Origin of the sequence: Actinoplanes palleronii (assembly GCF_016862315.1) — a bacterium.
Lineage (GTDB): Bacteria > Actinomycetota > Actinomycetes > Mycobacteriales > Micromonosporaceae > Actinoplanes > Actinoplanes palleronii.
The window spans coordinates 1-21095 of sequence record NZ_BOMS01000005.1 but is presented as its reverse complement, the minus strand read 5'-3'; the positions used below and the strand labels follow the sequence as shown (position 1 = coordinate 21095).

General features: G+C 71.9%; 19 protein-coding genes. 12 read left to right on the top strand and 7 right to left on the bottom strand.

Going from position 1 to position 21095, the window contains the following annotated elements; genetic code table 11:
• Positions 1-12 precede the first annotated feature (12 nt).
• Both Apa02nite_RS01100 and Apa02nite_RS01095 read left to right on the top strand, forming a co-directional pair.
• Entirely contained in the window at positions 13-1353 is a 1341-nt protein-coding gene (locus Apa02nite_RS01100; protein WP_203823408.1) for an ABC transporter substrate-binding protein, read from the top strand.
• On the top strand, positions 1350-3326 hold the full coding sequence (locus Apa02nite_RS01095; protein WP_203823407.1) for a beta-galactosidase: 1977 nt from the start codon (positions 1350-1352) through the stop codon (positions 3324-3326). The genes Apa02nite_RS01100 and Apa02nite_RS01095 overlap by 4 nt, the downstream gene beginning before the upstream one ends.
• Before the next feature lie 141 nt (positions 3327-3467).
• Here Apa02nite_RS01095 and Apa02nite_RS01090 read toward each other — a convergent pair whose 3' ends face one another.
• Positions 3468-4196 (bottom strand): AbfB domain-containing protein, encoded by a 729-nt coding sequence (locus tag Apa02nite_RS01090; protein WP_203823406.1) that lies wholly within the window; start codon positions 4194-4196, stop codon positions 3468-3470.
• Between the two features lie 422 nt (positions 4197-4618).
• Here Apa02nite_RS01090 and Apa02nite_RS01085 point away from each other — a divergent pair, with 422 nt between their 5' ends.
• Positions 4619-5692 carry a hypothetical protein gene (locus Apa02nite_RS01085; protein WP_203823405.1) on the top strand — a complete coding sequence of 358 codons (1074 nt, stop codon included), beginning with the start codon at positions 4619-4621 and terminating at the stop codon, positions 5690-5692.
• A gap of 20 nt (positions 5693-5712) precedes the next feature.
• Positions 5713-6318 (top strand): class I SAM-dependent methyltransferase, encoded by a 606-nt coding sequence (locus Apa02nite_RS01080; RefSeq protein WP_067689934.1) that lies wholly within the window; start codon positions 5713-5715, stop codon positions 6316-6318.
• Here Apa02nite_RS01080 and Apa02nite_RS01075 read toward each other — a convergent pair whose 3' ends face one another.
• Both Apa02nite_RS01075 and Apa02nite_RS01070 read right to left on the bottom strand, forming a co-directional pair.
• Positions 6319-7746, bottom strand: a complete 1428-nt coding sequence (locus Apa02nite_RS01075; protein ID WP_203823404.1) for a GGDEF domain-containing protein — start codon at positions 7744-7746, stop codon at positions 6319-6321.
• A gap of 111 nt (positions 7747-7857) precedes the next feature.
• Positions 7858-9051 (bottom strand): YncE family protein, encoded by a 1194-nt coding sequence (locus Apa02nite_RS01070; RefSeq protein ID WP_203823403.1) that lies wholly within the window; start codon positions 9049-9051, stop codon positions 7858-7860.
• 50 nt (positions 9052-9101) lie between these two features.
• On the opposite strand from Apa02nite_RS01070, the gene Apa02nite_RS01065 reads away from it, so the two are divergent.
• From Apa02nite_RS01065 to Apa02nite_RS01055, 3 genes are all read left to right on the top strand, one after another.
• On the top strand, positions 9102-9665 hold the full coding sequence (locus Apa02nite_RS01065) for an RNA polymerase sigma factor (RefSeq protein ID WP_203823402.1): 564 nt from the start codon (positions 9102-9104) through the stop codon (positions 9663-9665).
• The gene (locus Apa02nite_RS01060) at positions 9658-10389 is read left to right on the top strand and encodes a hypothetical protein (RefSeq protein WP_239164035.1); all 732 of its coding nucleotides are present in this window, start codon (positions 9658-9660) and stop codon (positions 10387-10389) included. Before Apa02nite_RS01065 ends, Apa02nite_RS01060 begins: the two co-directional genes overlap by 8 nt.
• 127 nt (positions 10390-10516) lie before the next feature.
• On the top strand, positions 10517-11401 hold the full coding sequence (locus Apa02nite_RS01055; protein WP_239164034.1) for a glycoside hydrolase family 6 protein: 885 nt from the start codon (positions 10517-10519) through the stop codon (positions 11399-11401).
• A gap of 262 nt (positions 11402-11663) precedes the next feature.
• On the opposite strand, the gene glxA is transcribed toward Apa02nite_RS01055, so the two are convergent.
• Together glxA and Apa02nite_RS01045 are read right to left on the bottom strand one after the other, a co-directional pair.
• Positions 11664-13613, bottom strand: coding sequence for a radical copper oxidase GlxA (gene glxA / locus Apa02nite_RS01050; protein WP_203823400.1), 1950 nt, complete (start codon positions 13611-13613; stop codon positions 11664-11666).
• A complete protein-coding gene (locus Apa02nite_RS01045) occupies positions 13610-15298 on the bottom strand; it encodes a glycosyltransferase family 2 protein (RefSeq protein WP_203823399.1) in 1689 nt (562 codons plus the stop codon). Before Apa02nite_RS01045 ends, glxA begins: the two co-directional genes overlap by 4 nt.
• Before the next feature lie 366 nt (positions 15299-15664).
• Here Apa02nite_RS01045 and Apa02nite_RS01040 point away from each other — a divergent pair, with 366 nt between their 5' ends.
• The 3 genes from Apa02nite_RS01040 to Apa02nite_RS01030 all read left to right on the top strand — a co-directional run bounded on the left by Apa02nite_RS01040 (position 15665) and on the right by Apa02nite_RS01030 (position 17207).
• Positions 15665-15940, top strand: coding sequence for a hypothetical protein (locus Apa02nite_RS01040; RefSeq protein ID WP_067690220.1), 276 nt, complete (start codon positions 15665-15667; stop codon positions 15938-15940).
• Between the two features lie 110 nt (positions 15941-16050).
• Entirely contained in the window at positions 16051-16572 is a 522-nt protein-coding gene (locus tag Apa02nite_RS01035) for an RNA polymerase sigma factor (protein WP_067690216.1), read from the top strand.
• Positions 16569-17207 carry a hypothetical protein gene (locus Apa02nite_RS01030; protein WP_203823398.1) on the top strand — a complete coding sequence of 213 codons (639 nt, stop codon included), beginning with the start codon at positions 16569-16571 and terminating at the stop codon, positions 17205-17207. The genes Apa02nite_RS01035 and Apa02nite_RS01030 overlap by 4 nt, the downstream gene beginning before the upstream one ends.
• A gap of 11 nt (positions 17208-17218) precedes the next feature.
• On the opposite strand, the gene Apa02nite_RS01025 is transcribed toward Apa02nite_RS01030, so the two are convergent.
• Positions 17219-17788: a hypothetical protein gene (locus tag Apa02nite_RS01025; RefSeq protein ID WP_203823397.1), complete on the bottom strand. Its 570-nt coding sequence runs from the start codon at positions 17786-17788 to the stop codon at positions 17219-17221.
• A gap of 2 nt (positions 17789-17790) precedes the next feature.
• Positions 17791-18084, bottom strand: coding sequence for a DUF1905 domain-containing protein (locus tag Apa02nite_RS01020; protein WP_067689905.1), 294 nt, complete (start codon positions 18082-18084; stop codon positions 17791-17793).
• A gap of 149 nt (positions 18085-18233) precedes the next feature.
• On the opposite strand from Apa02nite_RS01020, the gene Apa02nite_RS01015 reads away from it, so the two are divergent.
• Positions 18234-20207: an acyl-CoA dehydrogenase family protein gene (locus Apa02nite_RS01015; RefSeq protein WP_203823396.1), complete on the top strand. Its 1974-nt coding sequence runs from the start codon at positions 18234-18236 to the stop codon at positions 20205-20207.
• A gap of 41 nt (positions 20208-20248) precedes the next feature.
• Positions 20249-20764, top strand: a complete 516-nt coding sequence (locus Apa02nite_RS01010; protein WP_203823395.1) for a macro domain-containing protein — start codon at positions 20249-20251, stop codon at positions 20762-20764.
• Positions 20765-21095 lie beyond the last annotated feature (331 nt).

Here is a 21095-nt window from a genome sequence, read left to right as displayed (position 1 = left end):
AAAGAGATGCGCATGAGAATGACCCGCCGGCGCGCGCTCCTCGGCGCCGCCATGTCGATAACCCTCCTCGCCGCTGGTTGCGGATCCTCCGACGACAGCACCGACGAGGCACCCGCGGCGACCACGGTCTCCGACGCCGATGTCGAGGCGGCGCTGCAGGCCGGTGGCAACCTGACGGTGTGGGCCTGGGAGCCCACCCTCACCAAGGTCGTCGCCCAGTTCCAGACCAAGTACCCCAAGGTCAAGGTGAACCTGGTCAACGCCGGTTCCGGCAACGACCAGTACACCGCGCTGCAGAACGCGGTCAAGGCGGGCACCGGGGTGCCGGACCTGGCGCAGATCGAGTACTTCGCGCTGCCGCAGTTCTCGCTCTCCAAGGCGGTCACCGACCTGAGCGCGTACGGCGCCAAGGCGCTGGACGGCACGTTCTCCCCGGGCCCGTGGACCTCGGTGCACTCCGGCGAGAAGATCTACGGCCTGCCGATGGACTCCGGCCCGATGGCGCTCTTCTACAACAAGGAGGTCTTCGACAAGTACAAGATCGCCGTCCCGACCACCTGGGAGGAGTACGCCACCGCGGCCGAGAAGCTGCACACGGCGAACCCGAAGTCGTACATCACCAGCGACAGCGGTGACGCGGGCTTCACCACCAGCATGATCTGGCAGGCCGGCGGCCGGCCGTACAAGGTCGAGGGCACCGATGTCACGGTCAACTTCGACGACGAGGGCACCAAGAAGTGGACCGGCCTGTGGCAGGGGCTGGTCGACAAGAAGCTGCTCGCGCCGACCCCGGGCTGGAGCGACGCCTGGTACAAGGGTCTCGGTGACGGCACCATCGCCAGCCTGGTGATCGGCGCCTGGATGCCGCCGAACCTGGAGTCCGGTGTGAAGGCCGCGTCCGGCAAGTGGCGCGTCGCGCCGATGCCGCAGTGGGCGGCCGGCGAGAAGGTGACCGCGGAGAACGGCGGCAGTTCGCTGGCGGTCACCGAGGCGAGCCAGGCGAAGACCCTCGCCTACGGCTTCCTGAAGTACGCCACGGTCGGCGACGGCGCGCAGATCCGCACCGACGAGGGCGCGTTCCCGGCCACCACCGCGCAGCTCACCGCGGACGCCTTCAAGAACAAGGAGTTCCCGTACCTGGGCGGCCAGAAGGCCAACGAGGTGCTGTCCGAGGCGGCCACCCAGGTCGCGACCGGCTGGAGCTACCTGCCGTTCCAGGTCTACGCGAACAGCGTCTTCAACGACTCCGTCGGCAAGGCCTACACCGGCGGCAGCACCCTGCAGGACGGCCTGAAGGCCTGGCAGGAAGCGTCCACCAAGTACGGCCAGGAACAGGGCTTCACGATTAAATGACCATCGACGACACGACGCCCCGGCGCTGGCTCCGCCGCGCCGGGGCACCCCGGATCGAGTACGGCGCCGATTACAACCCCGAGCAGTGGCCCCGCGAGGTGTGGGCCGAGGACGTCCGGGCGATGCAGGCCGCCGGAGTCACCATCGTCTCGCTGGCGATCTTCTCCTGGGCCCGGATCCAGCCACGGCCCGAGGTGTACGACTTCGGCTGGCTGGACGAGGTGATCGAGCTGCTGCACGCCGGTGGCATCGCGGTCGACCTGGCCACCGCCACCGCCTCCCCGCCGCCGTGGCTGACCGCCCGGCACCCGGAGATCCTGCCGGTCGACAAGCACGGCAACACGATCTGGTCGGGCGGCCGCCAGCACTGGCGGCCCACCTCGCCGGTGTTCCGGGCGCACGCGCTGCGCCTGGTCCGCGCCCTGGCCACCCGGTACGGCAAGCACCCGGCCGTGGTCGCCTGGCACGTCAACAACGAGCTGGGCTGCCACAACGTCTACGACTTCTCGGACGACGCGGCGACCGCGTTCCGCACCTGGCTGCGGGACCGGTACGTCACGCTGGACGGGCTGAACGAGGCGTGGGGCACCGACTTCTGGTCACAGCGCTACTCCGACTGGGACCAGATCATCCCGCCCCGGCAGGCGGCGACCCACCCCAACCCGACCCAGCAGCTCGACTTCAAGCGGTTCTCCTCGGACGCGCTCAAGGATCACCTGATCGCCGAGCGCGACCTGCTGCGCGAGCTCAGCCCGGACGTCCCGGTCACCACGAACTTCATGGTGATGGGCGAGATGAAGACGATGAACTACGCGGACTGGGCATCCGAGGTGGACTTCGTCTCCAACGACCACTACGTGCTGCCCGGCCCGCAGGCCCGCGACGAGCTGTCGTTCTCGGCCAACCTGACCGGCAACATCGCCGGCGGTCAGCCGTGGTTCCTGATGGAGCACTCCACCAGCGCGGTCAACTGGCAGCCGATCAACGTGGCGAAGAAGCCCGGTGAGCTGCACCGGGACGCGCTCACCCACGTGGCGCACGGCGCCGACGCGGTCTGCTTCTTCCAGTGGCGGCAGTCGAAGGCCGGCGCGGAGAAGTACCACTCGGCGATGCTGCCGCACGCCGGTGAGGACAGCGACCTGTTCCGGGACGTGGCCGCGCTCGGGGGCCGGCTCGGTGATCTCGGGGCACTCGCGGGGAGCGCCCGGGTGCCGGCCGACGTGGCGATCCTCTTCGACTGGGAGTCGTGGTGGGTCGCCGAGCACGACTCGCACCCGACCGACCGGCTGCGCTACCGCCAGGAGGCGCTGGACTGGTACACCGCGCTGCTCAACCTGGGCATCCGGGCCGACGTGGTGCCGGTCGGTGGAGCCTGGGACACCTACCGGATGGTGATCGCGCCGGTCCTGCACGTGGTGCCCGGCGCGCTCGCCGAGCGGCTCACCGCCTATGCCGAGCACGGGCATCTGGTCACCACGTACTTCTCCGGGATCGTGGACGAGAACGATCAGATCTGGCTCGGCGGGCATCCGGGTGCGCTGCGTGACCTGCTCGGCATCCGGATCGAGGAGTTCGGCCCGCTGCTCGACGGCGAGGTCGCCGAGCTGGACGACGGCACGGCCGGCACGCTCTGGACCGACCGGATCGACGTGACCGATCCGGCGGTGCGGGTGCTGGCTCGGTACAAGACCGGTGAGCAGGCCGAACGTGCGGCGATCACCCGGCGCGCGGTGGGCGCCGGATCCGCGGCGTACGTCTCGACCCGGCTCGGCCGGGACGGGCTGACCGTGGCGCTGCCCGCGCTGCTGGACGGCGCCGGCGTGACCAGTGAGCTGGCGCCGGAGCTGCGCGGACGGGTCGAGCTGGCCCGCCGTGGCGAGCACCGGTTCCTGATCAACCGGACTGCCGAGCCGATCGACCTCGGTGCGGACGGCACGCTGGAACCGCGTGGTGTGGTGATCCTGCACCCCTGAGGTCCGGTGAAGGGCAAGACCCGTGACGTCCGGTGAACGACGAAACCCGTGACGTCCGGTGAACGACGAAGGAGCGCCGGCCGCGAGGCCGGCGCTCCTTCGCGCTGGGCGCTGCCCCGGGGGGCCGAAGGGCAGCGCCGGTCAGCTCACGGCAACCGGCACGAGGGCCAGAGCGCCGTCCGCGGACGTCTCCCGCAGGGCGAGCCGGGAGTCGGATTCGACCACGAACCGTTTCGGATAATTGATGGACTGCAACGCGAGTGCGTCGCCCGAACGAATCGTGACCGCACAGAAAGTGGCGTCCCGGCGGTACAGATCCGAGCCGTCATTCCGCTGCAGCTTGATTTGATAGTTCTGGTGCCGCAGGAAATAGCCAGGGTAGTTTACAGATTCGAGTGAGGAGCATCCGGAATTTCCCAGTCCGACACGGACGGTGAAGCTGGAGTCGGCCCTATCCAGAGCCTTCGAGGATGCCCCGATCGTATCGACCCGGCCGATGAAGCTGCGGTGCCGGACGCGCTGTCCGGGGTTGTCGGCAAGGGTCAGGGCGACCGTGGAGCCGGCACTCAGCGTGACGGCCGGCGCCTTGCTGGGGGAGGGCCACCTCGTCGCCGGCTTGGTGGACTGCCGGTGACTCGACGGCTTGGCGACGGGATTGGAACTGGGAGCGCTCCCGGTGGTAATGGGGCTTGAACTGGACCTGATGGCCACGGCCGACGCGATGATCACCGGCTCGGCCGGCGGTGGCACCGGTGGCACCGCCGGCAGCGTCCCGGCCACGAAGGCCGGTGCGGTCCGGGCCGCGTCGTCGCCGAGGATCACCGTGGTGGCCGCGGCCACCCCGAGGGTGGCGAGCGCGACGGCGGCCACGGCGGCTCGTCGCCGCAGCGGTTTGCCCCGCTGGGCCCAACCGGGGAAACCCGGTATCGGAGCCGGCGGGAATGCGGCGGGTGTGATGGGCCGGATCGGCGGTTTGGGGGACAGTGCATCGGGGGAATACGGCGGCACCCAACCGCCGACCCGTGGTCCCCGGTGGGAGTCGTCTTCCGGCATGTAATTCGCTTCCTGCAGGACCTGACGCAAACAAAACTTAATGAAGCGATAAGGATCTTTGTCGGCTACGTGACGAATTTCAAGGGGTTCGGGCCGCAATTTCCCTGAACCGCGTACAAATCTTTGTCCGGACGGCCGAACCGAACCCGGAGCCGGTGCGTATACCTCGGCGGACCATCCGGCGTGGACATGGGGTGCCGGTTGGCCGCATCGAGGAGACCTGCGTGGATAGTCCAGCTTTGCCCGATACGGAAAGCCCGTCCGACGAGCCGTCCAGAACGCCCCCGATCCTGCCCCGGATCTCCGACTACTGGCCCGACGCCCCGCAGCGGCTCGGGCCTCCCGCCGACCACTACGAGCTGCCCGGTGTGGACGCCACCCGGACCGGCCCGGCCCTGCACACCGGGCCGCCGCCGCGCGAGGGGACGGCCGAGGACGTCGACGACCGGACGAAAAGGGACCTGAAACCGGTCCTCTTCCTGGCGGCCGTGCTGTTGCTGACCGGCGGCGGCGTCTTCGCCGCGGTCTCCTACGTGCGGACCAGCGGTGACGCGGCGTCCACCAGCCTGCCCGCGCCGGCCGAGCCCGCGCCGGTGGTCGTGGCACCCTCCGCGCAGGCGCCCAACCCGCCGGTGTCGATCGGCACCTCACCGCCCGCGTCGACCGCCCCGGTCACCGTGCCGCCGTCCGCCGCGGCGCCGGGCGCGCCCACCGGCGGCGCGACGGAGAAGCCGATGATCCCGGACGCCGCGACCTTCGAGCTCGCCAGCGGGGTCACGCAGCTGCGGGTCGCGGTCGGTGACGTGACGAACGGCTTCTTCCGGGTCGGGGTCGGTGAGGACAGCACGATCACCGCGCGGGCCGTGGTGGACGACGGCACGGTCCGGGTCACCGTCGCCCCGAACGGCCGCAAGAACGGCTCGGCCCGCCTGAACGTGCTGCTCAGCGACGAGGTGACCTGGTCGTTCCGGATGCGCGGCGGCGTCAAGGAGGCCGGCGTCGACCTGTCCGGGGCCAAGGTCGGCGGGGTCGCGCTGATCGCCGGCGCGTCGACGGTCGACCTGGTGCTGCCCACCCAGCGTGACGCGATCGGCATCGTGGAGAAGGGCGGGATCGGCACCTGGCGGATCGTCACCGACGGCGAGGTGCCGGTGCGGGCGACGTTCGAGGAGGGCGCCGGCTCGGTCACGCTCTACGACGACACCGACACGGGACTGGCCAAGGGCGAGACGGCGAAGTCCGGCAAGGGTGACGACGGGATCCGGCTCACCTCGTCCGGCGGGGTGGGTGCCCTGACCGTCCAGGCCCGGTGACACCTTGGGAGAATCGGCGGGTGACACGTACCCAGGGTGACGCCGTACCGCCGGAGACGTCCTTCTCCCTCGACCACTTCATCGGGCTCTACGAGGCCAAGGACGACCCGTGGGACAACGTCACCAAGTGGAGTGACCAGCGTAAGTACGCGGTCGCGATGGCCAGCCTGCCGCGGGAGCGCTACCGCCGCTGCTACGAGCCGGGTTGCGCGGTGGGCGTGCTCAGCGTGATGCTCGCGGCCCGGTGCGACGAGGTGCTGGCCGTCGACTGCGTCGACGAGGCGGTGGTCCAGGCCCGTGCCGCGACTGCGGGTCTTCCGCACGTACGGGTGGAGCGCGCCCTGCTGCCCGCCGACCTCCCGGACGGCACGTTCGACCTGGTCGTGGTCGGTGACCTGCTCTACTACCTCTCCGCCGGGGATCTGGCGCTGATGCTGGACGGCACGATCGCGCGCCTGGAGACCGGTGGCGACCTGGTCTCCGCGCACTTCCGCGACCGGGAGAACCCGGGTGGTTACGACGGCTTCAACGTGCACGCCGCGATGGCCGCCCGCCCCGACCTGGAGCGGGTCATCCACCACGAGGACGAGTGGTTCGTCCTCGACGTGTTCCGCAAGACCGCCTGATCAGGCCGCCAGGACCAGGCTGAGCGCGCCGACCGACTTCGACTTCTTGGCCTGGTACATGGCCAGGTCGGCGCGGCGGATCAGCTCGTCGGTGGTGTCGCCGGGGCGGGCCTCGGCGGCGCCGACACTGACCCCGATCCGGACCTCGGCACCGCCGGCGCGGAACGGCCCGGCGGTCATCTCGGCGATCCGCGCGGACACCGCCCGGACGGCCTGCGGACCGTGGCAGACCAGCACGAACTCGTCGCCGCCGAACCGGCTGACCAGGTCACCCTCCCGGACGCAGCCGCGCAGCCGGTCGGCGACCGCGATCAGCAGCTCGTCGCCGGCCGCGTGCCCGAGCCGGTCGTTGACCGGTTTGAAGCCGTCCAGGTCACAGAAGAGCACGGTCAGCTCATCGGATGCGGTGCCCGGGGCCAGGGCGGTGGTCAGCGCGTCCAGGCACGCACCCCGGTTCGGCAGGCCGGTCAGGCCGTCCCGGGTGGCCAGGTGGTGCAGCGCCTGCTCGGCGGCCCGCCGCTGGGCGGCCAGCCGGGCGACCCGGACCATCACCAGCGGTACCAGGACCGCCGACGAGAACGCGATCAGCACCCCGTCGGTGCTCAGGCCGAACATCGCCCGGCCGCCGCCGACCATCGGGGTGAGCGCCAGCATCACGCCCAGGAACGTGAGCCGCCCACGGGTCAGATCGTCCTCCGGCGCCTGCCCGGCGGCGATCACCCGGCCCACCGACGGGTGCACGGCCGCGCAGCCGAGCGCCGCGTACGCGGCCAGGTAGACCATGTTGGTCCAGTCCGCGCGCACGCCGGCCGGGTCCACGGCCAGCACCGAGGCCACGTCGCCGGCCAGTGTCAGCGCGACACCGCCGGTGAACAGCCAGACCGACGCCGAGCGGTCACTGCCGAGCGAGACCCGCAGCATCGCGCCGAACGTGCCGCTGATCATCATGATCGCGAAGAACAGTGACAGCTGCCGGCCGACCGGCTGGTGCTGGGTGCTCAGCGCGGGCAGCAGCACGGCGTCCCAGAGCACCCCGCCGAGCGCGACCGCGGTGATCACCGAGTCGATGATGCCGCCGACGTCGCCACGCCCCCGCAGGCGGACCAGCGCGATCGCCGCGACCAGCAGGAACAACCCGCCACCGCTGTAGAGGACCTCGGCGACGCTGCCGTCGCCGCTGGCCCGGTGACCGGCCGTGGCCAGCCAGATCCAGATCAGGTTGCCGACGTTGAAGAACGTCATCGCGGCCAGCATCAGCCACCACGGCGAGCGGGCCCCACGCGGCGCCCGGCGCAGCGCCACCACCACGGCCGGTAGCACCGCGCCCAGCGTGACCAGCAGGAACGGCCACTGCCGGAGCTCGAACGGCCACGCCAGATACGTCACCACCAGCAGGGTGGTGACCACGGCGTAGCAGCGGAGCAGCATGTGCGGCCCATCGGCCACACCCGCGCAGACCTGAGAAGCCGCGCCTACGCAGACCTGAGAAGCCGCGCCCCGCGCAGACCTGAGAAGCCGCGCCTGCGGACAGCGGAGAAGTCAGGCCACGTGGCGCAGCGCGGTCAGCCCGGCCACCTCGACGCGGCCGGTCGCCTCGCCGGTCGCCGCGTCGAGCCAGGTCACCGCGCCGGGCGTGCCGGCGTACACCCGGGCGCCGTCGCCGCTGAGGCCCAGGCCGGACAGCGGCGCCGGGACCGGCCAGCTCCCGCGGACCGCGCCGCTGTCCCGATCCAGCACGCTGACCTGGTCGTTCGCCCCGGCCAGGGTGCGCCGGTCGCCGGTCAGCAGCAGGGCCGCGGTCGCACCGGACGGGAGCCGGGCCGGCGCGGTCCGGTCGATCTGCAGCGTCTCCAGGTTCGCGTAGGCCAACTGCCCGCTCGTCGCGTCGACCACGGCCAGCCCGGTGGCGTCCGCGGCCAGGGCGTGCCCGGCCGGCGGCCCCTCGCCGAACGGGTGCGGCAGGTCCAGGCAGTAGGCCCAGTGCTCGGACAGGTGCAGCACGTGCACGAACGCGTGCGCGTTGCCGGGCCGCCCGGAGAGCAGGTCGCGGGTGTGCTGATGGCCGGGCTGGTGGGTGTAGAGGGTGAGCAGCAGCTGACCGTTCTCGGACAACACGGCCTGGCGGCCCTCGCCGCGCATCTGCTCCTCGGCCCCGCCCGGCACCGGCACCTTGGCTCGGGTCTGCAGCGGCTGCACCCGGCCGGAGTTGAGGTCGAGCAGCCGTACCCGGTAGTGGTCGGGGGCGGTGGCGGGCAGCCAGTCCAGCACGAACAGGCCGGTCCGGTCGGCGGTGAAGGCGTCCGGCTCGACCACGCCGGGCAGGTCGTACTCGCGGGTGCGCCCGTCGATCACGGTCAGCAGCGCGGTGCGGCTGCGGCGCCGCGGGATCACCAGCGCCCCGGTGTGTGCCAGCGCGTGCGCCCGGCCGTCCGGCGACACCACCCGGGGGAGCCAGCCGGCGGCGAGGGCGGTGGTCCGGGTCACCTCGCCGCTTCCGATCACGATCTCCGACAGGACATTTTCCCGTACGACGGACAGGCGGGTCCCGTCGCTGCTGAGCACCGCGGCGGGGCCGTACTTTTGCGCACCGCCCGGCGACAGGCGGACCAGGCCCCGGCCGGTCTCGGCGATCAGGACGTCCGGAACGGCGGAGGCCTTGGCGGCGGGCTCCCGGCACCCGGACAGGGCGAGCCCGGCGCCGGCCAGGACGAGGAACGTGCGGCGAGTCGTCATGTACCGGTGACACCGGCCGCCGGGAACCGGTTCCCGATCGGTGGTGTCCTATGTACGTGGTGGCAGACGAGGCGTCCGTGGTGGCGCGGGCGCGCGCGGGGGATCTGGACGCGTACGAGACGCTGGTCGGCGCCTGCACCGCACGCGCGCACCGGGCGGCCCTGCTGCTCGGGGCCGGCGCGGACGCGGACGACGTGGTGCAGGAGGCGTTCGTGAAGGCGTACCGGCAGCTCGGGCGGTACCGGGGCGAGGCCGGGTTCACGGCGTGGCTGCTGGCGATCGTGGCGAACGAGACGCGCAACCTGGTGCGGTCCCGGCGGCGGCGCGACGGGCTGCTGCAGCGGGTCGGCGCGCGGGCCGGGCCGGAGCCGACCGGACCCGACCCGGCCGAGTCGGCGGTGGCCGGTGAACGGCGGCAGCTGCTGTTCGCGCAGCTGCGCGCGCTCGACGCCCGGGACCGGGACGTGCTGGTCTGCCGGTACCTGCTGGAAATGTCCGAGGCGGAGACCGCGGTGACCCTCGGGTTGCCGCGCGGGACGGTGAAGTCACGGACCGCGCGGGCGCTCGGGCGGCTGCGGGACCGGTTGCCGGTGAAGGAGGTGCCGGGTGCCTGAACCGGAGTTCGACGAGCTGATCACGGAGTTGCGCGAGTTGGGGCGCTCGTACGCCGTACCGGAAGCCCTTGATCAACGGACCGCGGTCCGGAAGCGCCTCGCCCGCACCGCACCGCGCCGTCATCGCGGCCGTTTTTATCTCTCCGCGGTGATCGCGGCCCTGGTGCTCGCGGTGGCGGCCCTGTCGCCGGCCCGCGCCGCGGTGATCGACGCGGTCGGCGGCCTGCTCCGCGCGGCCGGTGTCGAGCTGCGCCGGGACGGGCCGCCCGGCGCGCTGCCGGTCACGCCGAGCCCGCTGCCCTCCGAGGCGAGCGTGGATCTGGCCGAGGCGAAGCGGCGGGCGAAGTTCCCGATCGTGGCGCCGGACGTGCTGGGGTCGCCCGATCGTGTGCTTCTCGCCGATCCCGGCCCCGATGGTGCGCCGCGTGTGGTCTCCCTCGTCTATCGGAGCGGTACGGTGCGTTTCGACCAGTTCGACGGGACGCTGGAGCCGGTGTTCATGAAGACCGCTCCGGACGCGCAGTGGGTGGAGATCGGCGACAGTGCGGTCTGGCTGCCCGCGGCGCACCCGGTGACCTACATCGGCCGGGACGGCGTGTCCCGGACCGAGACCGCCCGGCTCGCCGGGCCGACGCTGATCTGGGCGACCGGGTCGGTCACCTACCGGCTGGAAGGGCTGGCCACGCTCGAGGAAGCGAGCGAGGTGGCCCGGTCGGTGCGCTGACTGTTTCTGGATAGAGGATATGAGAGTTCGTTCCGCGGTCCTGGCCGTTGTCATCTGCGTGAGCCTCGCGGCGTGTTCCGATTCCAGCGGTGGTGATGATCCACCGTCGGCCCCCAGCCCGTCACCGGTGGAGCAGTTCTATGTGGAGCCGGCCGGGCCGGCCGTCGGTCAGGTGCAGGTCTGGGACGCGGAGGGCCGGTCGGCGGACGCCGCGGCGGTGCGCCGGATCGCCGACGCGCCGACCGCGGTGTGGTTCGCCGACGCCGCGCCCGGGTTCGCCGAGCGGGCCCGGGCCCTGGTCGCCTCGGCCGCGGCAGCCGGGCGGACCCCGGTGCTGGTGCCGTACTACGTGCCGCAGCGCGACTGCGGCGGGCACTCCGGGGGAGGCGCGCCGGACGCCGGGGCCTACCGGGACTGGATCGGGCAGCTCGCGGGTGCGGTGCACGGCTCGTCCGCGCTGGTCGTGCTGGAGCCGGACGCGGTCACCCACGTGCTGCAGGGCTGCATCTCCGCGTCGGCGGCCGACGAGCGCTACACGCTGCTCGGCGAGGCGATCCGGGCGTTCAAGGCCGACCCCGGCGTACGGGTGTACCTGGACGGCGGGAACCCGGGCTGGGTCAAGGACGTGGACCGGGTGGTGGAGGCGCTGCGCCGGGCCGGTGTCGCCGAGGCCGACGGCTTCAGCCTGAACGTGGCGAACTTCGAGACCACCGACGCGAACATCGGGTACGGCACGGCCATCTCGGACCGGCTCGGCGGCGCGCACTTCGTGATCGACACCAGCCGGAACGGCAACGGGCCGGCCACCACGGCGGACTCCGGGGACGGGCACTGGTGCAACCCGCCGGGGCGGGCGCTGGGGCCGGCGCCGACCCGGGAGACCGGCCACGACCGGGTCGACGCGTACCTCTGGGTGAAACGGCCCGGCGAGTCCGACGGGGCGTGCGGCGAGGGCGCCCCGGAAGCCGGCCAGTGGTGGCCCGACTACGCCCTGGCCCTGGCCACCAACTGACCGCGACCCCGCTCCCGGCCCCGGCTGGTCCTCAGGGGTGTGTCCGAGGGCCCGAGACACCCCCGGGAGCCAGCCGGGTTGCGGGACCCGGCTGGCTCTCCGGGGTGTGTTGCCGGGGTGGAGGCACCCCTCACGACCAGCCGGGAAGCGGGAGGCGCGGGGCGGTCCGGAGTGGTGGCGGTGTCGCGTCGGCCTCACGGGCGGGACGTGGCTTGTAGCCTACGGACGGGGCTCGGTATACGTACCATATGGGGTTTATCGGTCAGACGACATGGACCCAGCTCGCTGTCGAGGGGATGTTCTTGTCGTCGGCGACGAAGAGCATGTACCAGCCCGGGGGGACCAGGCCGCGGGACCTCGGGATCTGGACCATGAGGCCGCCGGGGGCGAGGCGGAACGGGAGGGCGACCGAGCGCTGGTCGACGTCGGTGCCGTGGGTGACCGCGCTGGGGCGGAGCAGGCGGACGGTCCGGATCCGGGCGGCGTCGGCGGTGCCGTACGAGACCACCGCGCCCCGGGTCAGCTCCACCGGCCCGCCGTGGATCGCCGGGCGGCCGCCGCGGAACAGGTACGGCGGGCTGTAGATCTCGATCCGTTGCTCGAACGTGCCCGGGTTGCGCCCGGTGCGGTCGTAGATCGGGTCGCTGCCCATGGTGACCACCCGCCCGTCCGGCAGCAGCAGCGCCTCGGAGTGGTAGTCGCGGCCCACCGACGGCGCCGCGGCGGTGCGGAACTCGTTGCGGTTCGGGTCGTAGATCTGGGCGGTGAGCAGGTCGCTGCGCTTCTTCCCGCGGTAGGTCCCGCCGCGGTACCCGGCCGAGCCGCCGCTGGTCAGCACGGTGTCGTCGGGCAGGACCACGGTGCTCAGGTACCGGGTCGGGTGCGGGAGGTCCGGCCCGGCGCGGTAGACCGGGTTGCGGGCGCTCAGGTCGGCGATCGCGGTCCGCGCGGTGGAGTCGGGCGAGTCGCCGACCGCGCCACCACCCATGATCATCACGCGCTGGCGCTGTGCCGGTGGCAGCAGCACCGACGCGCTGGTCTCGGTCATCGTGGCGTCGCGCAGCCCGGGCACCGGCCGGAAGTCGTTGGTGCGCAGGTCCCACAGGCCGGGGGTGCGGCCCACGGTGGCCGAGCCGTACCCGGCGTTCGAGCCGGAGAAGAAGAGCCGCTCGTCGCGGGTCAGGAACAGGGCCGGATAGGTGGGGAAGACCCGGGTCAGCTTGGGCGCGGCGGACCAGCGGTGCTGACGCGCGTAGTAGACCTCGTTGCGGCCGGGAAGCATCCGGCCGAACCGGTCCAGGCCGGAGACGGCGAGGACGTTGCCGCCGGGCAGCGGGGCCAGGGTCGGGTACCAGCGGTGGTCGGTGAGGTCGCCGGTGCGGACGTATTGCTCGGTGCGGGGGTCGAACTCGTAGGAGGTGTTGTCGCCGCCGTACTCCTGTTTCTCCCGGGTGATCGCGTCGGCTACGCCGTAGAGGTTCTTCTGATCCGTTCCGGTCAGGCCGACGATCTTGTACTGGGTGGGCTCGGTGACCACTCCCGCGTCGCCGGGTGCGAGCGCGTCGGCCCACATCTCGGCCTCGCCGGCGTGCACCATGGTCTGCCCGTGGTGCTGCATCTTCATCGCGGGCGGGACCGTGACGTCGGCGCGCAGCGCGTACTGCCGGCCGTCCGGGCCCACCAGCCGGGTGCCCTGCTTGAAGATCCGCGCGCCGTGGTCCGGCGACTCGTTCTTGAGCTTCATGACACCGGCGGCGTGCTTGATGTCGGCCGGGAGCACCTCGTAGGACTTGGTGCCGCCGGCCACCAGCAGTTTGCCGTCGGGCAGGAACGTGTGCCCGGAGCAGAACATGTCGGTCGGCGTCGGGATCAGCGAGAACGTGTCGGCGGCCGGGTCCCAGAGGACGGTCGTGAACGAGCCCGCCTCGAAGTTCTTCCGGTTGTTCCCGGAGCCCGCGATGATCAGGACCTTGCCGGTGCTGAGCAGCGCGGCGTGGATCGCGTTGATCGCGAAACCGTCCGGGACCGGCAGCACCGACCAGTGGCCGAAGGCCCGTTTGTAGGCCGGCCGGTCGATGCTGAACTGGTGGTACCGGTCCGCCGCGAAGACCACGATCGGCCGGTTCGCGGCGAGGACCGCCGCGACGGCCGGGACGATCGCCAGACCGCGGAGCAGGCGGCGGATGAGCGATGGCTGAGGTCGGGTGCTCATGCGTACGTCCTCACAGGTTCGCCGGCACGTTGCGCGGGGATCGTGGCGGCCTTCCGGGCGGGTCTGGCGGCCGTCGCCCACAACACCGGGGGCGCCAGGCAGAGCAGCAGGTTCAGGGCCGGCCACATCCACATCAATCCATGGGTACGACCGGTCAGCACGGCGAACACGAGCAGCCCCGCGAAGAAGGCCGCCCAGCTCAGGTGGGTACGAAAGGTGCCGAGCCGGTCCGGACTCGTCGAGTCGCCCTTCGGGGTGACCACGAACCCGGCCGTGCGGCGCAGCAGCGTCTGCCGGAGCGAGGCCACGTAGATCGGCGCGCACAGCGTGGAGAGCAGCATCCCGGTCAGCCCGGACGAGCCGGCCTCCTCGTGCGGGCTGACGTTGTGCCGCCGGTTCCACAGGTACAGCCCGACCTGGAAGAGCGCCGCGTCCACGTAGAGCATGAACCAGACCTGCTGCGGCACCTGCACGCCGCGGACACCCAGCACGATGTGCGCGACCGCGGTCGCGGTGCCGAGCAGCCAGGACACCGCGGTCATCGGGTAGTACGCCATCAGCAGCGCGTAGTGCAGGGTCCGGCGTACCCCGAGCTTGGGGATCCGCCGGCGGAACCCGGCGACGCAGACCTCGTCGGTGCCGCGGGACCAGCGGTGCTGCTGGCTGAAGTAGTCGGTCCACGAGGACGGGCCCTCGCCGACGGCCAGGACGTCCGGGGTGTAGACCGAGCGCCAGCGCTGCCCGGTCACCGGGTTGCGGGTGGCGTGCAGGGCCAGGCTGGTCGCCATGTCCTCGGTGATCGAGTCCTGCAGCCCGCCGATGCTGCGCAGGGCCGCGATCCGTACCGCGTTGTTCGTGCCGACCAGCATCGGCGCGCCCATCGTGTTGCCGGCCCGCTGCAGCAGCGAGTGGAACAGGTACTGCTGCGACTCGGCCCAGCGGGTGACCAGGTTGTCGTAGTTGCCGTAGATCTGCGGGCCGACCACGAACGCCACGTCCGGGTCGCGGAAGTAGCCGAGCAGCCGCTCGCCGAACGACGGCAACGGCACGTGGTCCGGGTCGACCGAGACGAACACGTCGTAGTCGTCGCCGTGCGCGTCCACCCAGGCGTTGTAGTTGCCGTGCTTGGTCCGCGCCTTGAACGCGCCCTTCTCCTGGTTCCACCGGGCCACGCCCTTGCGGCTGAAGTGCCGGGCGCCGGCCGCCGCGCACATCGTCCGGACCTGGGCGTCGTCGCCCTCGTCGAGCAGCCAGACGTCCAGCCCGCCGTCGATGCGGCCGGCCGCTCGCAGGGTGCGCTCGACCATGTCGATCGGCTCCTTGCCGGGGACGATCGTGGTGAGGAAGGCGACCCGCAGCCCGGTGTCCGGCGGGACCGGGACCGGGTCCCGGGCGCGCATCGTCGCCAGGCACAGCGTGATCACGTTGATCAGGCGGATCAACTCGACGAGGGCGATCGCGGCGACCATCAGCGCGGTGGCCGGGCCGATCCCGCCGGAGAAGTCGGTCGCGGTGATCAGCCAGCCGAAGAACGTGGCCTCCAGGGTGAACGCGACGATCGTGATGAGGAGGCTGCGCACCGGTCGATGGCGGGTCAGTGGTTGCAGCCGGACCCGGTAGTCGCCGTGCGGCACCGGGTCCAGGGGACCGGCGAGGCGGCTGAAGCTGTCGTAGTCGTAGGGCATCGTGCTCCCTGCACTGTCACTCTGGGCATTGTGGACAGACGGGACGTTTTTGCCATGTAGTTGTTGGCTATTTGTCGATATGTGTCCGTATTTTTCGGGCACAGGAAGGACACTATCCAGAAGGCGAAACCCGGGGATATCCCCCGTACTCGAACGTGGGGCGGCGGTCCGCGGCGACACGCCGGTGATCAGTGCGGCCGGCGCGCTCAACATCACTCTGGGTGGATTGTTGATCAACTCTTCGTGCTTCACCTCGACGAGGGAGCGAGTTGGTCGGGAAACCTTCGAACCAATACGCCCTGTGATCCGTTTGCTTTGTCGAGACGGGCGGACGTGACCCGCTCGTGATCCGATTAGGCGGTGGCGATGCTGATCCTGTTCCTGCTCATCCTGGTCCTGGCCGCCGCCTGCGTGCTCGCGGTGCGCGGCGTCCGTGCGGAGGCCCGCACGGCCACAGATCCCCTGCTCCTGCCGGATTCCTTCTTCGCGCCGCAGAGCCTGGAAGGCGTTCTCTGCGGTCAGCTGATGGAGGGTGAGATCACCCGCCGCCAGTACCTGCGGTCCATGGAGGGCATCGCCGTCCGGGACGAGGAGCGGCACCCGCTGGTCGTCCCGTGGCACCTCGGGGCCGGCGAGGAGTAACCCAGCGCTACGAAAGAGCCCGGTGTCCGCTGCTGCAGCGGGCACCGGATTTTTTTCGGTACGAGGTGAAAGCCCCAGCGCCCGGCCGGACATGACGCAGGGTGGAGTTCGTGAACGTGGACGTCCGGCGCGCGCGGTTCGAGGCGATCGCCCCCGTGGTGATCGACGCCGTGCGCCGGTACCTGGCCCGGCGTACCGACGCGGCGACCGCCGACGACGTGCTCTCCGAGACGCTGATGGTGTGCTGGCGGCGCCTCGACGAGATGCCCGCCGAGCACCTGCCGTGGGCGTACGGTGTCGCCCGGTACTGCCTGGCCAACGCGGAGCGTGGGCGGCGCCGCCAAGCCCGGCTGACCGCCCGCATCGCCCGGCTGGATCCGCCGCCGGAGGCGGTGGCCGGCCCCGCGCCGGCCGGACCGGACCTGACCGCGGTGCTGGCCGAGATGCGCCCGGAGGACGCCGAGCTGCTGCGTCTGTGGGCGTGGGAGGACCTCACGCCCGAGCAGATCGGCGTGGTCCTCGGCGTCTCCGGCAACGCCGCCGCGATCCGTCTGCATCGTGCGAAACAGAAACTGCGAAAGCTGATCGAGCGTGCCGGACATGAGGAGTCGACCGAAGGGAGCCGGCCGTGACCGACGACGACCTGCGCGCACACCTGCGCCGCGCCGATCCGGGGGCATCGTTGCCGCAGCTGCCTCCCGACCGCATCGCACCTCTCCTGGAGCACACCATGGCAGTCCCGTTCGCCGAGGCCACCGTCACCCCGATCACGACATCCGCCCGCCGGCGACGCGTAGCGCTGCTCGCCGCCGCGGTCGTCGTGCTGTTCGGCGTGACCGCGGGCTGGGCGCTGCTGCGCCCGTCATCCGGCCCGGAGTCCACGGCCGGTGTCCCGGACGTCCAGCTGCCGGCCATCTCCTCGGCGTCGGTCACCCGGCTGACCGCCACCGGCATGGTGGCCAAGTGCATGGAGCCGACCGCCGAGCTGCTCCGCTCGCGCACCGACTTCGCGTTCGCGGGCACCGTCCAGGAGATCGACGGCGGGGTGGTGACGCTCGCCGTCACGCACGTCTACCTGGGCACGCCGGTCGACCTGGTCCAGGTCGCCCAGGAGGGCGGGGCGTCGGAGACGATGCTGGGCAGCGGGAAGTTCGAGCAGGGCGGGAAGTACCTGGTCGCTGCGTCCGAGGGAGCCATCCGGATCTGCGGGTACAGCGGCGAGGCCGACGCCCCGGGTCTGCAGGCCCTGTACGACGCCGCGTTCTGACGGTCCTCCCGTCAGGCGAGAGTGATCGCGAGGAGCGCCTGGTCCGGCCCGAGCAGGGCGAACTCCAGGCGCTCCACCCGTTCGTCGTGCACCGCGGCGCCGACCAGCAGCGCGCCCTCCGGCAACGGCCCAGGGTCGATCTCGGGTGGTTCCTCGCCGAACCCGCCGAGCCCGGCCCACCGCTCCGGCGGCACCTCGGGGCGCACCGGCCGCGCGTCCGGGCCGGCTGCGCACCACGCCGCGATCAGCACCAGATCGGTCAGGTCGGCGTTGACCACCGGCGGATCCAGCGGCCAGCAGTCCGGATCGACCCGGGCGGCGACCTCGACCGGGTCCGGGATCCAGTCCGCCGGGTCGATGTCGTGCCCCAGGGCCGGCAGCCGCTCGCGGACGAAGTCCGCCAGCACCTGGACCGGCAGCCGGGCCGGCTCGTCGGGATCCGCCACGACCAGCACGTGCCCGCTGGTGGCGGCCCGGACCGCGGCGTCCAGCGCGAGCACCTCGGCCGCGGAGGCCGGTAGCAGGACCCCGCCGGGCGGGATCCGCCAGCGGATCACCCCGTAACCGTCGACGGTGAGCACGGTCAGCTCACCCCCGACACGGATATTCGTACCCTCACGGTGTCGCCGACCTCCAAGCCCTCAGCCTCGCGTACCTTCGCCTTGACCGGCACGACGTAGCTCCCGTCCTTGGGCCACAGCGAGGTGGCCCAGCCGGTCGTCCCGATCAGCGCGGTCACCGGAATCATCCCCCAGCCGTAGCTGACCAGCGACGACGCCGCTTCCAACTCGGCGCACTGATCCTCCGGGACGGTCACGAAGTGCCAGGGCGCGGGTCCTCGCCAGAACCACATCTCGCCGGTGAACTCGAGATCCATGCCGCCGAGGATAGGCCGTGATGGATCGCGACGCCGCGCGGAAACTCCGCGGCCCGTGCCCTCCGCGGGGCGGGGGAGTGACCGGATCCTCACGATCGGACCACCGAGGCGTGCGGCAGGGCAGCTGAACGCGTGATTAGCTTTCTTCCATGATCGGCGACTCCCTCGACCCGGCCCGCCTGCAGGACGTCCTCGACGGGCGGTGGGCGCACATCCGGCAAGCGGTGCGCGACGAGCTCGGCAAGGCCGGGTTCGCCGCGGTCCACGGTGAGACCGGCCCCGAGGCTCGGGCCCGGATCAGCCGTCTGATCCGGCAGATCCCCACCGACATCGGGGTGGCCTCGGCGTTCCCCAGCGCCTACGGCGGCAAGGACGACCCGGGTGGCTCCGTGGTGGCGGCCGAGATGCTGGCCTACGCGGACCTGTCGCTGATGGTGAAGGCCGGCGTGCAGTGGGGGCTCTTCGGCGGCGCCGTGGTGGCCCTCGGCACCCGGCGGCACCACGACGCCTACCTGCCCGGCATCATCTCGGCCGAGGTGATGGGCTGTTTCGCGATGACCGAGACCGGTCACGGCTCGGACGTGCAGAAACTGCGCACCACCTGCACCTACGACCCCGGGACGCAGACCTTCGACCTGCACACCCCGCACCAGTCGGCGCGCAAGGACTACATCGGCAACGCGGCGCAGGACGGCCGGATGGCGGTGGTCTTCGCCCAGCTGATCACCGATGGCCGCAGCCGCGGCGTGCACGCCTGGCTGGTGCCGATCCGGGACGCCGACGGTCACCCGATGCCCGGTGTCACCCTGGGCGACGCCGGGCCCAAGGCCGGCCTGCTCGGCGTCGACAACGGGCGGATCAGCTTCGAGCACGTGAGCGTTCCCCGGGACATGCTGCTCGACCGGTACGGCCAGGTCGCCGAGGACGGCACCTACACCAGCCCGATCGAGAACGACACCCGCCGGTTCTTCACCATGCTCGGCACCCTGGTCCGCGGCCGGGTCACCGTCGGTGGCGCGGCGTCGGCGGCCACCCGGGCGGCGCTGACCATCGCGGTCCGCTACGGCGACAGCCGCCGCCAGTTCGGTGTGCCCGGCGACGACCGCGAGGTGGTCCTCAACGACTACCTCGCCCACCAGCGCAAACTGCTGCCGGCGCTGGCCACCACGTACGCCTACGCGTTCGCCCAGGAGGAGCTGGTCGGCACGCTCGCCGACGTGCAGGCCGGCCCGAGCCCGGTCGACGAGCACCGGCAGCGTGAGCTGGAGTCCCGCGCCGCCGGGCTGAAGGCCGCGCAGACCTGGCACGCCACCAGCACCATCCAGATGTGCCGGGAGGCCTGCGGCGGCGCCGGATACCTCGCGGAGAACCGGCTGCCCGCGCTGAAGGCCGACACCGACGTCTTCACCACCTTCGAGGGTGACAACACGGTCCTGCTCCAGCTGGTGGCGAAGGGTCTGCTGACCGGCTATCGGGACGCTTTCGGCTCGCTGGACGGCTGGGGGCGGGCCACCTTCGTCGCCGAGCAGGTCCGCGAGATGGTGCTGGAGCGCACCGCGGCCCGCGGCCTGATCCAGCGCCTGGTCAGCGCGGTGCCCGGCCGGCACGACGAGGTCGCGGTCACCGACCGCGGCTGGCACCTGACGATGTTCGAGGACCGCGAGAAACACGTGCTGGAGGGCGCGATCCGGCGGCTCCGCAACGGCGCCGCGACCAAGAAGGATCACCCCTTCGACATCTTCAACGACGTCCAGGACCACGTGCTGAAGACCGCCACCGCGCACATCGACCGGATCACCCTCGAGGCGTTCGTGGCCGGCGTCGACCGGGCCGCCGACCCGGCGGCGAAGGCGCTGCTCAACCGGCTCTGCGACCTCTACGCGCTGATCACCATCGAGGCGGACAAGGGCTGGTTCCTGGAGCACGGCCGGTTGACGCCGGCCCGGTCGAAGGCCGTCACCGGGGTGATCAACGACCTGCTGAAGGAGCTGCGCCCGCACCTGGCGACGCTCGTCGCCGCGTTCGCGATCCCGGACGAGTGGCTGAACGCCGCGATCCTCCGCGAGGAGCCGGGCCGCCAGGAGGCGATGGCCGAGGAGGACGCGCGGGTCGCCGCCGGCTGAGCTCGGCTCCGGTGTCGGAGGGGTGGCCTACCATCGCCGGCATGCGGGAGCTGAGCTTCGTCGAGGGGGACGCCACCGACCCGGTCGGTGCCGGGCCGCGGATCCTCGCGCACATCTGCAACGACATCGGCGCCTGGGGCCGGGGCATCGTCCAGAGCATCTCGCGCCGCTGGCCGGAGCCGGAGCGGGAGTTCCGGCGCTGGTCCGCCGAGCCGACGTTCCGGCTCGGCGCGGTGCAGCTGGTGCCGGTCGCGCCGGAGCTCTGGGTGGCCAACATGGTCGGTCAGCACGGGATCATGAGCCGGAGGGGCCTGCGCACCCGCACCGGCTATGAGCCCGGCGCCGGGCCGCCGGTTCGGTACGAGGCGATCCGCGAGTGCCTGGGCGCGCTGGTCACGCACGCCGAGGCGCACAGCGCGTCGGTGCACATGCCGCGGATCGGCTGCGGGCTGGCCGGCGGCAGCTGGGACCTCGTCGAGCCGTTGATCCTGGAGACACTGGGCGCGCACGACGTCCCCACGACCGTCTATGACCTGCCGCTCGCGTCGGGGGACTGATGGCGGTGGTTCTGATCCGCGGTCCTGTCCGGACCGTCGGCGCACGCGGAGTCCGGGGCGCGGGTGCGGCCGCTGCCGGCGGGCCGGGCGGTGGCCGGCTGCGCGGCGGCCTGAAACGCGCGGAGCCCGCTGCCGCATGGGGTGCGGCAACGAGCTCCAGGGGATGAAACGCCGGGTCAGGTGCGATCCGGGGCCTGCAGGCACAGCGCGGGGATGAACTTGCAGGTCAGAGGGCTGTCCTTGCCGCGGTCGCGGTCGCGGTCGTTGTCCCGGTCCCGGTCCCGGTCCCGGTCCCGGTCCCGGTCCCGGTCGCGGTCGCGGTCGCGGTCGT

Coding starts and splice junctions, on each gene's coding strand:
- Apa02nite_RS01095 (WP_203823407.1), top strand. CDS start 1,350: ATGACCATCGACGACACGACGCCCCGGCGCTGGCTCCGCCGCGCCGGG.
- Apa02nite_RS01075 (WP_203823404.1), bottom strand. CDS start 7,746: ATGCTGCTCCGCTGCTACGCCGTGGTCACCACCCTGCTGGTGGTGACG.
- Apa02nite_RS01045 (WP_203823399.1), bottom strand. CDS start 15,298: ATGCCCTACGACTACGACAGCTTCAGCCGCCTCGCCGGTCCCCTGGAC.
- Apa02nite_RS01020 (WP_067689905.1), bottom strand. CDS start 18,084: ATGGATCTCGAGTTCACCGGCGAGATGTGGTTCTGGCGAGGACCCGCG.
- glxA (WP_203823400.1), bottom strand. CDS start 13,613: ATGAGCACCCGACCTCAGCCATCGCTCATCCGCCGCCTGCTCCGCGGT.
- Apa02nite_RS01100 (WP_203823408.1), top strand. CDS start 13: ATGAGAATGACCCGCCGGCGCGCGCTCCTCGGCGCCGCCATGTCGATA.
- Apa02nite_RS01065 (WP_203823402.1), top strand. CDS start 9,102: ATGTACGTGGTGGCAGACGAGGCGTCCGTGGTGGCGCGGGCGCGCGCG.
- Apa02nite_RS01015 (WP_203823396.1), top strand. CDS start 18,234: ATGATCGGCGACTCCCTCGACCCGGCCCGCCTGCAGGACGTCCTCGAC.
- Apa02nite_RS01010 (WP_203823395.1), top strand. CDS start 20,249: ATGCGGGAGCTGAGCTTCGTCGAGGGGGACGCCACCGACCCGGTCGGT.
- Apa02nite_RS01070 (WP_203823403.1), bottom strand. CDS start 9,051: ATGACGACTCGCCGCACGTTCCTCGTCCTGGCCGGCGCCGGGCTCGCC.
- Apa02nite_RS01040 (WP_067690220.1), top strand. CDS start 15,665: ATGCTGATCCTGTTCCTGCTCATCCTGGTCCTGGCCGCCGCCTGCGTG.